This window comes from Pseudomonas sp. 51_B, from assembly GCF_017491595.1.
Taxonomy (GTDB): domain Bacteria; phylum Pseudomonadota; class Gammaproteobacteria; order Pseudomonadales; family Pseudomonadaceae; genus Aquipseudomonas; species Aquipseudomonas promysalinigenes.
In genome coordinates this window covers 37,199-51,279 of sequence record NZ_JAFGYW010000010.1, presented here as the reverse complement: position 1 = coordinate 51,279, position 14,081 = coordinate 37,199, and the positions used below count along the sequence as shown (strand labels likewise).

The 14,081-nt window shown below is 61.6% G+C and carries 12 protein-coding genes; 10 read left to right on the top strand and 2 right to left on the bottom strand.

From position 1 onward, the window contains the following. Positions 1–19: 19 nt before the first annotated feature. Positions 20–286 carry a hypothetical protein gene (locus tag J5M56_RS13345; protein WP_207937108.1) on the bottom strand — a complete coding sequence of 89 codons (267 nt, stop codon included), beginning with the start codon at positions 284–286 and terminating at the stop codon, positions 20–22. A gap of 144 nt (positions 287–430) precedes the next feature. Between J5M56_RS13345 and rlmJ the strand changes: the two genes are divergently transcribed. The 7 genes from rlmJ to J5M56_RS13310 all read left to right on the top strand — a co-directional run bounded on the left by rlmJ (position 431) and on the right by J5M56_RS13310 (position 8,801). Next, the gene (gene rlmJ, locus J5M56_RS13340) at positions 431–1,267 is read left to right on the top strand and encodes a 23S rRNA (adenine(2030)-N(6))-methyltransferase RlmJ (RefSeq protein ID WP_060479277.1); all 837 of its coding nucleotides are present in this window, start codon (positions 431–433) and stop codon (positions 1,265–1,267) included. Positions 1,268–1,436: 169 nt separating this feature from the next. Next, entirely contained in the window at positions 1,437–3,194 is a 1,758-nt protein-coding gene (locus tag J5M56_RS13335; RefSeq protein WP_060479276.1) for a carbamoyltransferase, read from the top strand. After that, a complete protein-coding gene (locus J5M56_RS13330; protein WP_207937107.1) occupies positions 3,178–4,308 on the top strand; it encodes a glycosyltransferase in 1,131 nt (376 codons plus the stop codon). Before J5M56_RS13335 ends, J5M56_RS13330 begins: the two co-directional genes overlap by 17 nt. Beyond that, on the top strand, positions 4,308–5,204 hold the full coding sequence (locus J5M56_RS13325) for an antimicrobial resistance protein Mig-14 (RefSeq protein WP_186476355.1): 897 nt from the start codon (positions 4,308–4,310) through the stop codon (positions 5,202–5,204). Before J5M56_RS13330 ends, J5M56_RS13325 begins: the two co-directional genes overlap by 1 nt. Next, positions 5,201–6,604: a PIG-L family deacetylase gene (locus J5M56_RS13320; RefSeq protein ID WP_207937137.1), complete on the top strand. Its 1,404-nt coding sequence runs from the start codon at positions 5,201–5,203 to the stop codon at positions 6,602–6,604. Before J5M56_RS13325 ends, J5M56_RS13320 begins: the two co-directional genes overlap by 4 nt. A 37-nt stretch (positions 6,605–6,641) precedes the next feature. After that, the gene (locus tag J5M56_RS13315) at positions 6,642–7,598 is read left to right on the top strand and encodes a glycosyltransferase (RefSeq protein WP_186476356.1); all 957 of its coding nucleotides are present in this window, start codon (positions 6,642–6,644) and stop codon (positions 7,596–7,598) included. A 111-nt stretch (positions 7,599–7,709) separates the two neighbouring features. Further along, positions 7,710–8,801, top strand: a complete 1,092-nt coding sequence (locus J5M56_RS13310; RefSeq protein ID WP_186476357.1) for a glycosyltransferase — start codon at positions 7,710–7,712, stop codon at positions 8,799–8,801. Between the two features lie 2 nt (positions 8,802–8,803). On the opposite strand, the gene J5M56_RS13305 is transcribed toward J5M56_RS13310, so the two are convergent. Further along, the gene (locus tag J5M56_RS13305) at positions 8,804–9,409 is read right to left on the bottom strand and encodes a hypothetical protein (protein WP_060479270.1); all 606 of its coding nucleotides are present in this window, start codon (positions 9,407–9,409) and stop codon (positions 8,804–8,806) included. Positions 9,410–9,508: 99 nt separating this feature from the next. On the opposite strand from J5M56_RS13305, the gene J5M56_RS13300 reads away from it, so the two are divergent. The 3 genes from J5M56_RS13300 (at position 9,509) to hldE (ending at position 14,065) form a co-directional block, all read left to right on the top strand. Beyond that, positions 9,509–10,690 carry an O-antigen ligase family protein gene (locus J5M56_RS13300; protein WP_186476358.1) on the top strand — a complete coding sequence of 394 codons (1,182 nt, stop codon included), beginning with the start codon at positions 9,509–9,511 and terminating at the stop codon, positions 10,688–10,690. Positions 10,691–10,705: 15 nt separating this feature from the next. Beyond that, entirely contained in the window at positions 10,706–12,514 is a 1,809-nt protein-coding gene (msbA, locus tag J5M56_RS13295) for a lipid A export permease/ATP-binding protein MsbA (RefSeq protein ID WP_060479283.1), read from the top strand. Between the two features lie 129 nt (positions 12,515–12,643). Further along, on the top strand, positions 12,644–14,065 hold the full coding sequence (hldE, locus tag J5M56_RS13290) for a bifunctional D-glycero-beta-D-manno-heptose-7-phosphate kinase/D-glycero-beta-D-manno-heptose 1-phosphate adenylyltransferase HldE (protein ID WP_060479268.1): 1,422 nt from the start codon (positions 12,644–12,646) through the stop codon (positions 14,063–14,065). Positions 14,066–14,081: the final 16 nt, after the last annotated feature.

Sequence of the window (14,081 nt, the reverse complement as noted above, 5' to 3'; positions counted from 1 at the left end):
GTCGGCTGCTTTAGAGCGCTCAGTTGGCAACGGCGAACTTGCACAGCGTTGCTTCGAACGCCTTTTCCTCGCGAGGGCGGATCAATGCCCTGTATTCGCCGGGCTCACAGCCCTGCAGGGTCAGTTGCCAAGTGGTGTCGCCGGAGCTGGAGACCACTCGGTTTTCGATGACGTTGCCTGGCCTGGTCAGTTCCACGACTGCTGTGTACGGGGCATTGGTGATACCCAGTACACCGTGGAGTTTGACTTCAGTGCCATTCACTTCTGCTTTGATGGATGCTTTCATTTCAGGTACTCCTGATTGGTAGGAGGCATGAGTATCGGCATCGCTGGTAGGCGGTCGGAGCTGGAATTGGGTCCCGGTCAGGACGGGGAGCACCTGACGCCGTCACCATGAACGGGTAAACTTGCCGTCCGCGCAGGAGTTGCCATGAACTATCGTCACGCCTTCCACGCCGGCAATCACGCCGACGTTCTCAAGCACATCGTGCTGACCCGCCTCATCGCCCTGATGTCGCGCAAAGAACAACCGTTCGCCTACATCGATACCCACGCCGGCCTCGGCCTTTACGATTTGCAAGGTGATCAAGCGACCCGCACCGGCGAGTACCTTGAAGGGGTGGCTCGCCTATGGGGCCGTGATGATCTGCCGGCGATGGCGACGGACTACTTGCGCATCATCAAGCGCCTCAACGCCGATGGCCAGTTGCGCTACTACCCAGGGTCGCCCGAGTTGGCTCGGCGGCTGATGCGCCAGCAGGACCGGGCGCTGCTCAACGAAAAGCACCCCGAAGACGGGCCGCTGCTCAAAGAGAACATGAAAAAGGACCCGCGCGTGGTGGTGCACCTGGGCGAGGGCTGGCATGTGCCACGGGCGCTGCTACCGGTGCAGGAAAAGCGCGCGATCATGTTGATCGACCCGCCATTCGAGCAGGCTGACGAGCTCAAACGCTGCACCACTGCGATGAAAGAGGCGATTGGCCGTATGCGCCAGACCGTCGCGGCTATCTGGTACCCGATCAAGGATCAGCGCTCGCTGACCCGCTTCTATCAGGACTTGACCAGCACCGGCGCGCCCAAGCTGCTGCGGGTGGAGCTGTACGTGCACCATCAGGACAGCCCTCAGGGCCTCAATGGCTCGGGCCTGGCCATCGCCAACCCGCCTTGGGGGCTTGAGCAAGAGCTGAGCGAGCTGCTGCCCTGGCTGGCCAAAGAGCTGGCGCAGACTGCCGGTAGCTGGCGCATGGACTGGCTGATCGCCGAATAATCGGGCACTTGGCCAGCAAGCTCGCCCTGCGGCGCCTGCCGCCCAGGGCCAGCTGCTGGCGCAGGTTATGCAGTGTCTCGCGCATTGTTTGCGTTATAATCTCGCCCTTTAGCCGCCACCCGCCCATGGGGCCGCTGGCGCATCTCTACCGAATGAAGAGGCTAATCCCTTGGCATTGACGATTCTTGGCCTGTCCGGCGCCCTTAGCCATGACCCTTCCGCGGCCTTGTACATTGACGGCAAGCTGGTTGCCGCCGCCGAAGAAGAGCGCTTCGTGCGTGACAAACATGCGAAGAATCGCATGCCCTACGAGTCGGCGAAATTCTGCCTGGAGCAAGCCGGCATCAAACCGTCCGACGTCGATGTGGTAGCCATCCCCTTCGCTCCCATCAGCCTGTTCGGCAAGGCGCGTTGGCACTACGCCAAGCGCTACTGGTACGCCCCGGATCGCGCCCTGGACGCCATTTTGATGGGCAACCGCCGCTACAAGCGCTACCGCAAGAAGATCGTCTGGTGCCTGGAGCAGCTGGGCTTCGACCCGAAAAAGGTCAAGATCGAACCGGTCGAACACCACCTGGCCCACGCTTCCAGCGCCTACCACTGCTCGGGCTTCAAGGAAAAGACCGCAATCCTTGGCATCGATGGCAAGGGTGAGTACGCCACCACCTTCTTCGGCTACGGCGAAAACGGCAAGATCCACAAGATCAAGGAATTCTTCGACCCGGACTCGCTGGGTGGCCTGTATGGCGCGATCACCGAATTCCTTGGCTTCGAAATGCTCGACGGCGAATTCAAGGTCATGGGCATGGCGCCGTACGGCGATGCCAGCAAGTACGACTTCTCACGTCTGGCCAGCTTCGAAAACGGCGAATTGGTGATCAATACCGATTACGCCAACGTCATCGGCTTGCGCCGCCATAAAGAGAAGGGCAAAGGCTTCTACTTCTCGCCCAAGCTGATCGAATGGCTAGGCCCCAAGCGCGAAGGCGACATTGCCGACGAGCCGTACATCCACTACGCGGCCAGCATGCAGGCGCTGTTCGAAAAGATCGCCCTGCAGATGATCGATCACTACCTGGGCGATACCTTGCGTGAAACCGGCAAGCTGGCCTTCGCTGGCGGCTGCGCGCTGAACGTCAAGCTCAACCAGAAGATCATCGCTCGTTCCGACGTCAAGGAGCTGTTCGTCCAGCCGGCTTCCGGCGATGCCGGCACCGCTGTGGGTGCGGCGGCTTACGTATCCCACGCCCGCGGTGTGCCGGTCGAGAAGATGGAGCATGTCTACCTCGGCCCTTCGTACTCCAACGAAGACGTGATCGCCGCCTGCGCTCGCCACCCGAACGCGCCAAAATGGCGCAAGCTCGACGACATGCCCCAGCGTATCGCCAAGATCATGGTCGATGGCAACCCGGTGGCCTGGTTCCAGGGCCGCATGGAGTTTGGCCCGCGGGCCTTGGGTGGCCGTTCGATCATTGGTTGCCCGAGCGTGCCGGGCGTAGCCGATCGCATCAACGAGCAGATCAAGTTCCGCGAGCGCTGGAGACCGTTCTGCCCGTCGATGCTCGACACCGTCGCACCGCAGATGATCAAGGTCGACCATCCAGCGCCGTTCATGACTTTCACTTTCGAAGTGGCTGAAGAGTGGAAGACCCGTGTACCGGAAGTGGTCCACGAAGACGGCACTTCCCGCGCCCAGGTGCTCAAGCGCGAATACAACCCGCGCTATTACGACATGATGAAAGCCCTGGAAGACCTCACAGGCAATGGCGTATCGCTGAACACATCGCTCAATCGCCGTGGCGAGCCGATGATCTGCTCGCCGACCGATGCGCTGAACATGTTCTTCGGGTCTGACCTGCAGTACTTGATCATGGAAGACATCCTGGTCGTCAAGGACGGCGCAGCTGCCTATGACCAGCCGCTCTGAAGCGCGGGTCCTGCAGTTCTGCCATGGCTACGACGGGCCGTTTCTAGACTGTGCCCGTCAGTACGCCAGCCTGTTCCAGGGCAGCGGCTACAAGGTCACCACCGTGTTCCTCACCGGCGCTGCCGACCCGCAGGTTGCTGCGGGCTGCGCGTCGGACGAAGTGTTGTTTCTCGAATTCAGCTCCAAAGCCATACGTGGCCTGAAGCTCGGAGCGATTGGGGCACTGCGGCGCATCGCCGCCGAGCGCAATTTCAGCTTTTGCATCGCCCACCGTTTCAAGCCCATCTATGTAGCGCTGCTGGCTACGAGCTTGCCGGTGATCGGTGTGCACCATGCCTTCGGTGACTATCAGCGCAAGGGTCGACGCTTTTTTGCAAACCTGTTCAGCAAGCGCCTGAGCCTGCTTGGGGTATCGGATGCGGTGCGTGACGACATGCGCCGTTGCCTGGCGAAGTGGCCGGCTCAGCGTATCCAGACGCTCTACAATCGTATCGATATCGACGCCCTGCAAGCAGCCCTCGTACCTCGTGCCGAGGCCCGCGCGGCGTTGGGCCTGGACGCCCAGGCTTGGGTGGTCGGCAATGTCGGGCGCCTGCACCCCGACAAGGATCAGGCGACCTTGCTACGTGGCTTTGCCCAGGCGCTGCCGGGCCTGCCAGCAGGCGCGCGGCTGGCCATTCTCGGCAAGGGCCGGCTGGAGGCTGAGCTCAAGGCGCAGGCTGCCGAGCTGGGTATTGCGGGGCAGGTGGACTTTCTTGGCCAGATACCCGATGCCCGCCGTTATTTCCAGGCCTTTGACGTATTCGCCCTAAGCTCCGACCACGAGCCGTTCGGTATGGTCCTGCTCGAAGCCATGGCGGCCGGGGTGCCGGTATTGGCTACGGCTTGTGGCGGCGCGCGCGAAGTGGTCGAAGGTGTTGGCGTGCTGTTCCCGTTGGGCGATGCCGCGCAGCTGGCGCAGGCGTTGCAGCACATGGCGGGGCTGGATGACCAGCAACTGCAGGCCTGCGCTGTGCATATGCTGCAGCGTTTGCGTGAACGGTTTTCTGACCAGGCAGTGCGTGAGGCGTTCTGGCAGTTGCCTCAGGTTCGTGCAGTGGTGGGGAAGGCTTGATGTTCAATCATGTACAAGCCTTGCGCGAGCGCGGCTGGCAAGTCATCGATGCTGCCAGCTACGCCCAGGCCTGGGCGCGTTTTGGCGGCAGCGTGGCGACACACCCTCTGGTGGTCGAGCAACTGGCAGGCCTGGCGCAAATCCCCGTGCGCTACCTGGGTTGGTACCAGGCTGGCGCGCTGAGCGCCGCCATCCCGACTTGGGGCCGTCACTTGGCATTGTCCAAGGACGTGCTCAAGCGCGCCGGCAAAAAGGCCCTGTTCGACCTCGGCAACGCCGAGATCATCCTGCCGGCAGCTGCTGATGCCGGTGCGCCATTGCGCCACAGCGCCCGTTACCTGTCGGAACTGAACCAGGGCCGATTCACGGGCCTGAAGGTGCAGAAGGAGCAGTTGGCGATGGCGCGCACCCCGGAAGAGCTGTCCAAGAAATTTCGCTACAACCAACGTCGCGAATTGCGTCTGCTGGAAGAAGCGGGCGGTGTGGTGCGCCCGATCAGCGAATTCAGCGCGCAGCAGGTCGCTGCCATGTACTGCGACTTGTTCGCGCGTCGCTGGGGTTTTCCGGCCACCGGCGCCGAGCATATGGCCCAGGTGCTGGAGCGCCTGCGCGAACTGCTGATCGGCTCGGTGTTGATGCTCGATGACAAGCCGATCGCGATCCAGTTGGTGTACCGCGTCGAGGCGCCCGAGTGGATCAGTGTCGAGTACGTCAATGGCGGTGTCGACCCGCAGACCAAGGCCTTCAGCCCAGGTAGCGTATTGAGCTTCCTCAATACCCAGGCAGCCTGGGAGGATGCTCGTGCACGCAACAAGCCCCTGCGCTTCTCGTTCGGTCGGGCCGACCGCGAGTACAAAGAGCGTTGGTGCAACCCCGTACCGGTATTGCACACGTGAGCCGCAAGCAGCAGTTGCTCAAGCGCCATCGGCGCAACAAGCGTCTGGGGCTGCTCGCCTGCCTGGTACTGCTGGTAGCGCTGGGTTTTTTCACCTGGTGGTGGCTACCGCTACTGCTGTTGCCGCTGCTGTGGGCCGCTCACGAAGCCTGGTTCGCCGACCACCTGTTCTACGCGCCGAGCGAGGACTACGCCTACCGTTTCGGTGAGCTGAGCCATGAAGCACCCGTGATGCTGAGCGATGGCCTGCTCAAGGTGGGCGAGGCATTGCAAGGCGACGAAACCCTGATACTCGAGGCGCGGGTGAAAAGCGGCTGGCTGGGGCGCTTGCTCGATCCGTACGTCGTGCTGCGCGGCGGCGAGCTGGGCGATCGGCAAACTTTCGAGCGCGGTGTGGATGGCGTGCGCTATCTGAACCTGACCGGTTTGGCCGAGCCGTTGCAGGCTGGCACGCTACACGTGGTTGGCAAATATTGCCGGTTGCTGGGCCAGCCGCGCCTGTGGATAACCCCTGCTGTCGAGTTGCAGCGCCGTCGGGTAATGGTGATCGCGCCCCACGCCGACGATGCCGAGCTGGCTGCCTATGGTGTGTACAGTCAAGCCGATGAAACCTGGGTGGTCACCCTGACCGCCGGCGAGATCGAGGCTGAGCACTATCAGCAAATGGGGCTGGGTGAAGTGGAAGCGGCCCGCTTGAAAGGGCGGCTGCGCGCTTGGGACAGCATTGCCGTGCCACGTTGGGCGGGCGTGCCTGAATCGCGCTGCGTGCAACTGGGCTATTTCTGCTTGCAGTTGCCCGCCATGCAGGCTGCCCCTGACCAGCCTGCTGCGTCGCGCGAAGCGGACATGGCCGATATCCGTCCGTTTCGCCAGTTCAATTCATTTCCTTTGCCGGCCGACAGCAATGGCGCGCCAACCTGGCACAACCTGCTGGCCGACCTGCGCGCGTTGCTGGAGCTGGCTAAGCCCCAGGTGTTGGTGATGCCGCATCCTCAACTCGACCCACATCCGGATCATGTGTGTGCCCAGGCGGCCGTCATGGAGGCGCTTGAGGGGCTGGCCTGGCAGCCACAGACCCTGCTCTGCTACGCCAACCACCTGCATGACAACGACCGCTGGCCCATGGGTGACAGCGGGGATGGCATCGCTTTACCGCCGCAATTTGACGCAGACCAGGCATGGGCACCATGCGCCGTGCTACTGGATACCGCCACCCAGCGTGACAAGGCCATGGCCTTGGGCATGATGCATGACTTACAGCCGCGGCTGCCATTCAAGCGCCGCCTGCGCCGCTGGCTGCAGCGTTGGCTAGCCGGGCGCCGAGCCTCGCCTTACGGGGAAAATGAATTCTTCCGTAAGGCAGTTCGTCGGCATGAGTTGTTCTGGCGGCGAGAGCTGTAAAGTTGACCGAGATGGCGCAAAGCGCCCAAGGAAAGCAATGAAAGTTCTATTTCTGGTACAGAAAGAGCAGCGCGCGATCCTCGATCGTCTGTACGACGGCGTTGCGGCCAACTGCGACTGCGACCTGCGCTGGCTGACCAGTGACGATCAGCGCAACCTGCGCCGTTATTTCAAGCGTGAAGTGCAGGTCGAGCGCTATGACCGCATTGTGTTCTTCCTGCGTTTCAAGCAGGAGATCCGCCAGGCAGCTTTCATCCGTACGGTGCCGAACCTGGTCATTCTCGAGCACGACGCCTATCAGAACTACATCCCGTGCAAGTACACCGGCAAGTTCAGTGCGCACTACCGCAAGCTGCCGTGGGCACGGGTGATCAGCTCTGGCTTCATGGTCAGTGAGCGACTGCGTCAGGAGGGCTTCGATGCGGTCTTCGTACCCAAGGGTTACGACGAGCAACTGCTCGCCGACCAAGGCCGTGAGCGCGATATCGAGTTGGCATTCGTCGGTAGTACCAACAGCGTCGCCTACAGCGGCCGCAAGGCGCTTCTGGACGAGTTGGGGCAGGTCGAACAGTTGGTGGTGACTCGCACCAAGTCAGGTGAAGACTACTGTAACACCTTGAATCGTATTCGATTCTTCGTCAGTGCCGATGTCGGCATGGGCGAGTATATGATCAAGAACTTTGAAGCCATGGCCTGTGGCTGCGTGCTGCTGGCGTATGACCAGGGCGAGGACGAGAACCGGGCACTGGGCCTGCAAGACATGCACAACGTCGTTTTCTATCGCGACATTCCGACGCTGCAAGCCAAGCTGCGCGTATTGCGCGAAGATCCTGAGCTGGCCCGGCAGATAGCCATCAACGGGCGCGAACTGGCCGTTTCACGCTTCAGTTTCGCCGCTGTCGGCCAGAGCATCGTCGAACACATGCGCCCGGCCTTGAGGCCCCACCCGCCGTTGTCTGCATGGCAGCGTCTGCGGCTCAACCTTGGCTTCTGAGCTGAACATTCCAGCCTATGCTGGAGGAACTAGTTTTCCAGGCATGCGATCATGTTCTGTCAAAGACGTTGCAGTCCCACTTGGCTTGCACGGGAGAGCGGCGCAATCTCCATGAAAATCCTCAATGTGATGTGGGCAGGCGGTTCGCCGTACCTGTCCATCCATAAAGTCCATCAACACGTGCTCTCGCACGCGGGCGCCGACGCACGTATCAGCCACTGGCTGCTGCTTGGCGGTGAGCTTTGCCACAGCGATGAAAACACCCGTGCTTGGCATATGCCGCAGCGTGCGCTCAAGGGCAAAAACCTATGGCGGCTGTTGCGGCCCTGGTTACGCCTGCGCTTGCGCAAGGCGTTGAAAGAGGCGGGGGCGCAGGTCATTCTGCTCGACGGTATAGGTGTTGCGCGGCTGGTGTTGCCGGTGCTCAAGCATATGCCCGAGGTGCGCGCAAAAGTGTTGTTCCACGGCATGACCCGTTTGACCCCCAGCGACGTGAGCCTGCTGAGCAGGCTGCCTGCCGAACAAGTATGTGTTGCGGCTGTCTCGGACACCCTGGCGCGCGCGCTGCAGCGGGGTATTGGCCGCCCTGTACAGGCACTGCGCATGGCGTTCGACCCGCTGGCCTTTACCGCGTCACTGCTAGGCCGTGAGCAGGCGCGCCACGTGCTGGCATTGCCGGCAACTGAAGGTGTGTTGCTTGGTGCGGTGGGGCGGCTGGTGGAAAGCAAAGGCTTCGACATGCTTATCGAGGCCTTTGCCAGCGCCGTGGCCCAACAGCCGGGCATACAGTTGGCAATCGTCGGTGACGGGCCGCTGCGTGCCAGCCTGCAGGCACGCATCGACTCGCTGGGCCTGACCGCCACGGTGCATCTGTGCGGGCATCATGACGACCTGGAGCGCCTGTACCGGGCTTTCGACTGGCTGATGGTGCCTTCCCGCGCTGAAGGCCTGGGCCTGGTGGTGCAGGAAGCCGTGATAGCGGATGTACCGGTCGTGTGCACCGACTTGCCGGTATTTCGCGAGCAGTTGCAAGACTCGGCGCGCTACCTCCCGGTTGACGATACCCAGGCCTGGGCCCAGGAGATGGCGCGCTGCGATGCTGCCCGCGCGCTAGTTGTGGCTGGCCAGCAGCGCCGGGCGCTCGCGCCGGAGGTGGCGTGGCAGGCTTTCTGTGACGGTGCCCACAGCCTGCTGCGCGGCTGAGCTCAGCGCGCCAGCAAGGCCGCCTCGAAATCTGCGAGGGGGAAGCGATCGCCCAGGTTCTCCCGCTCGATGTAGCGCACCATGTGCTGAACATTGCGGCGGATCATGCGAGCAGAAAGCGGTGGGCGCAGGAAGCGCATGTCTGCCACGTCGATCAAGCCCAGGCGCTGGTCGGGGGTGACGACCACATTGCCCAGGTGCAGCGAGCGAAAATAGATGCCGCTGCGGTGGAGATGGCGAATCAGATCGATCAGCCTAGGCAGGTAGTGGTCCCAACTGAAGTCGTTTTCGCGCGACATCTGCAGTAGCGTCCGGCCTGGCAGTGGGCGATACAGCACGGCTGTTCTGCCCGGCACGTCGAGCTTGTGCTGGCTTATCACTTCAAGCGTCGGAATACCCAATTGCGCAAGGCGCACAGCGTTGTCGACGAAGCGCTGTGAGTAAGGCCGCAGCAGCGCAGATGAAATAAGTCGCTTACGACGAAATACCTTAAGGATATTACCATCGCCAAGCAGGTAGACTTTGGCGCCATGGCTGTCTGACTCCAATACCTGGGCGCCAAGTATCAGCTGATCAAAGTCGACCTGGGTGAGCCGAGAGCATTGCATGAGATAAGCCTTGTCGTTTGGGCAACAAAATGACCGGCAATAATGCCGAAAATAAAGCGTGAGCACCATCGATGGTGCGTGGATTCAACAGGGGTGAGGATGTTGTATCAACAAAGCTGGGCGCGCGCCTGGTTAGGCTTGGGGCTCATTTGGTTTTTCGGGGCGATAGCCTTGGCACCTTCCAACAAAGTGTACCAGCAAGGGCTTGTCGCATTCCTGTGGCTGCCCACCCTGCTGTTGGCATGGTCGGGGCGTGGCGTGCTGGCCGAGGCCTGGCGGCGGCAGCCGGCGCTCTGGGCGAGCGTGCTGATGCTGATGGCCTGGTGCTGTGTGAGCCTTGCCTGGACAACGGCTCCCGACCCCTCACGGGAGGCCAAGCGTCTGGTCTACATCCTGGTGTTCTTGTTGGCCTTCCCGCTGGTGGCGCAAGGTGGGCAAGACCGTATTCGCAACCTGCTGCAGCTGGGTTGCGGCTTGCTGGCAATCGCCGCGCTTGTTTCCATCGTGCATTTTTATGGCTTGCAGGCCCAGCCGCTGCAGGCGCGCTTGGCTGGCATCGGTGAGATCTCCCATCCAATTCTGGGGGCCTATGTGGTGGGTGCAGCGGCTGTGCTGCTGCTCTATCAGATGCCCCGTAAGCGTAGCTTCCAGCTCGGCTGGGTGCTTGCGTTGGCCTGCTTGGGTTGTTTCGTGATCATGAGCCAGAGCCGGGGTGCTGCTCTGGCACTGCTCATTACCGTGCTGATCGCGCCGTTGTGGCTAAGAGACCGCCATAGCCGGGTGCTGGCGGTGGCGGCGGTGCTCGCCACGGCATTGGCGTTCTATGTGATGTACGACCTGATCACCCTCCGAGGCTCCTCCTACCGCCCGGAGATTTTCGAGCAGGCCGTCAGGATGATCGCCGAGCACCCTTGGACCGGCCTTGGGATTGGAGCGGCCTACGACGTGCAGGTGCCTGCTTTGGGCATGCGCTTCGACCATACTCACAACATGTTCACCCATGTGGCCGTAGAGCTTGGGCTGCCGGGGATGCTGCTGTGGATCTGCGTCTGGCTGTTCGCCCTGGGGGAGATCGTTCGCGCACGCCACATCCTGCTTGGCAAGATTCTGCTCGGCCTCTGGGTGTTCTCGACGTTGGCGATGCAATTCGACGCCGCCAGCCTTACCGCAACCCCCCGTGCGGAATGGTTCATCAGTTGGCTGACGGTAGGGCTGGTCATGTTGTTGCCATGGGTGCGTGCCGAAAATGACGCCTGTGGTAAAATTCGCGGTTCAACCTGAACAGCGAGCTCGATGATGGCCGAAACACCGCGACCGGCGGAGCATACTTCCAGCCTGAAGATCTATTTCCGGCTGCTGAGCTACGTGAAACCCTATATCGGCATTTTCCTGCTGAGTATCGTCGGTTTCGTGATTTTTGCTTCGACCCAGCCCATGTTGGCGGGGATTCTCAAATATTTCGTCGACGGGTTGAGCAACCCGCAGGCCGTGCTGTTCCCCAATGTCCCTTACCTTCGCGACCTGCAATTACTGCAGGCCGTGCCGCTGCTGATCATTCTGATTGCCGCGTGGCAGGGTTTGGGGTCGTTTCTGGGTAACTACTTCCTGGCCAAGGTTTCCCTGAGCCTTGTGCATGATTTGCGGATACAACTGTTCAACAAGCTGTTGGTGCTGCCCAACCGCTATTTCGACAATCACAATTCAGGTCACCTGATTTCGCGGATCACTTTCAACGTGACCATGGTGACCGGCGCCGCCACCGATGCCATCAAGGTCGTCATCCGTGAAGGCCTGACCGTGGTGTTCCTGTTCGGCTACCTGCTGTGGATGAACTGGCACCTGACCTTGGTAATGGTGGCCATCCTGCCGGTGATCGCGGTGATGGTCAGTGTTGCCAGCAAGAAATTCCGCAAGCAGAGCAAGAAGATCCAGTCCGCCATGGGCGATGTGACCCATGTCGCCTCCGAGACCATTCAGGGCTATCGCGTGGTGCGCAGCTTTGGCGGTGAAGCGTACGAACAGCGCCGCTTTGAAAACGCCAGCCAAAGCAACACCGACAAGCAACTGCACATGACCAAGACCGGCGCGTTGTACACGCCGTTGCTGCAGTTGGTGATCTACACCGCCATGGCGGCACTGATGTTCCTGGTGCTGTTCCTGCGGGGTGACTCCACAGCGGGTGACCTGGTTGCCTACATCACCGCCGCGGGGCTGCTGCCCAAGCCAATCCGCCAGCTGTCGGAAGTCAGCTCGACCATTCAAAAAGGCCTGGCCGGCGCCGAAAGCATCTTCGAGCAACTGGACGAGGCCCCAGAGGTCGACACCGGCACCGTCGAAATGGCGCGTGTAGAGGGCCGCCTCGAAGTGCGCAACCTGAGCTTCACCTACCCCGGCACCGAGCGTGAAGTGCTGAGCGACATCAGTTTCGTCGCTGAGCCTGGCCAGATGATCGCTTTGGTTGGGCGCTCAGGCAGTGGCAAGTCCACCTTGGCGGCACTTATCCCGCGCTTCTACCACCACGACCAGGGGCAAATCCTGCTTGATGGCGTGGAAATCGAAAACTACCGCCTGCGCAACCTGCGCCGCCACGTTTCCCAGGTGACCCAGCATGTCACCCTGTTCAACGATACCGTGGCCAACAACATCGCCTACGGCGACCTGGCAGGTGCCCCGCGTGCCGATATCGAGGCTGCCGCCGCTGACGCCTACGCCAAGGAATTCGTCGATCGCCTGCCGAACGGCTTCGATACCGAGGTCGGTGAAAATGGTGTGCTGCTTTCCGGCGGCCAGCGCCAGCGCCTGGCGATTGCTCGGGCACTGTTGAAAAACGCGCCGTTGCTGATCCTCGACGAAGCCACTTCGGCACTGGATACCGAGTCCGAGCGGCATATCCAGGCGGCACTGGACCATGTGATGCAAGGCCGTACCACGCTGGTGATCGCCCACCGTCTGTCCACCATCGAGAAGGCTGACCAGATCCTGGTGATGGAACAGGGCCGCCTGGTCGAGCGTGGCACCCATGCCGAGCTGCTCGCGGCTAATGGCCATTATGCCCGCTTGCATGCCATGGGGCTGGATGAGCCGGCCAAGGCCGATATCACCTGACCCGCCTTGATCGGGGCCACATCGGCCCCGATTGTCACGGGAATTTTCCAGGTTGCATCTGGCCGTAAAGCCGCCGCCCGCCCTGTGCTAATATCCTGCCCCTGTTCATTATTTCCATATGGGTTGTCCATGAAGTTGTCCCTGCCGCGTTTCGATCAAGCTCCGGTACTGGTGGTCGGCGATGTCATGCTCGATCGCTACTGGCATGGCGGTACTTCGCGGATTTCGCCTGAAGCGCCAGTGCCAGTGGTCAAGGTCGATCAGATCGAAGACCGCCCCGGCGGCGCGGCCAACGTTGCCTTGAACATCGCCGCACTCGGCGCCCCTGCTTCGCTGATCGGTGTCACCGGCCAGGACGAAGCCGCCGACAGTCTGGCCAATAGCCTGCAGGCCGCTGGCGTGCGCTCGGTGTTCCAGCGCATTGCGCATCAGCCGACCATCGTCAAGTTGCGGGTGATGAGCCGTCACCAGCAATTGTTGCGCATCGATTTCGAAGAACCCTTCGCCACCGACCCGCTCACGCTGGGCGCAGAGGTCGACGCGTTGCTCGAAGGCGTCAAGGTGCTGGTCCTTTCCGATTATGGCAAGGGTGCGCTGAAGAACCATCAGCAACTGATTCAGGCTGCTCGTGCCAAGGCTATTCCTGTGCTGGCCGACCCCAAGGGCAAGGATTTCTCGATTTACCGTGGGGCCAGCCTGATCACCCCCAATCTCAGCGAATTCGAAACCATCGTCGGCCGTTGCGCTGATGAAGCCGAGCTGGTCGCCAAAGGCCTGCAACTGCTGCTGGACCTTGACCTCGGCGCGCTGTTGGTAACCCGTGGCGAACACGGCATGACCCTGCTGCGTACCGGCCACCCGCCGCTGCACTTGCCAGCCCGGGCCCGCGAAGTGTTCGATGTGACCGGTGCCGGTGACACCGTGATATCTACCCTGGCCGCTGCGATTGCCGCAGGTGAAGACCTCCCACACGCCGTCGCCCTGGCCAACCTGGCGGCCGGTATCGTGGTCGGCAAACTGGGTACCGCGGCTATCAGTGCTCCGGAGCTGCGCCGTGCCATCCAGCGTGAAGAAGGCTCCGAGCGCGGTGTACTGGGCCTGGAACAACTGCTGCTGGCCATCGACGACGCGCGGGCGCACAACGAGAAAATCGTCTTCACCAACGGCTGCTTCGATATTCTGCATGCCGGCCATGTCACCTACCTGGAGCAGGCCCGCGCGCAGGGTGATCGCCTGATCGTCGCAGTCAACGACGATGCCTCGGTGAGCCGCCTCAAAGGGCCGGGTCGGCCGATCAACAGCGTTGACCGGCGCATGGCCGTGCTGGCTGGCCTGGGCGCAGTCGACTGGGTCATCAGCTTCCCTGAAGGCACGCCGGAAAACCTGCTCAGCGAGGTCAAGCCTGATGTGTTGGTCAAGGGCGGGGATTATGGCATCGATCAGGTGGTAGGCGCCGATATCGTCAAGGGCTATGGCGGCACCGTGAAAGTGTTGGGGCTGGTGGAGAACAGCTCCACCACGGCCATCGTCGAGAAAATCCGCAAGAACTGACCGAGACGCGGGGCTG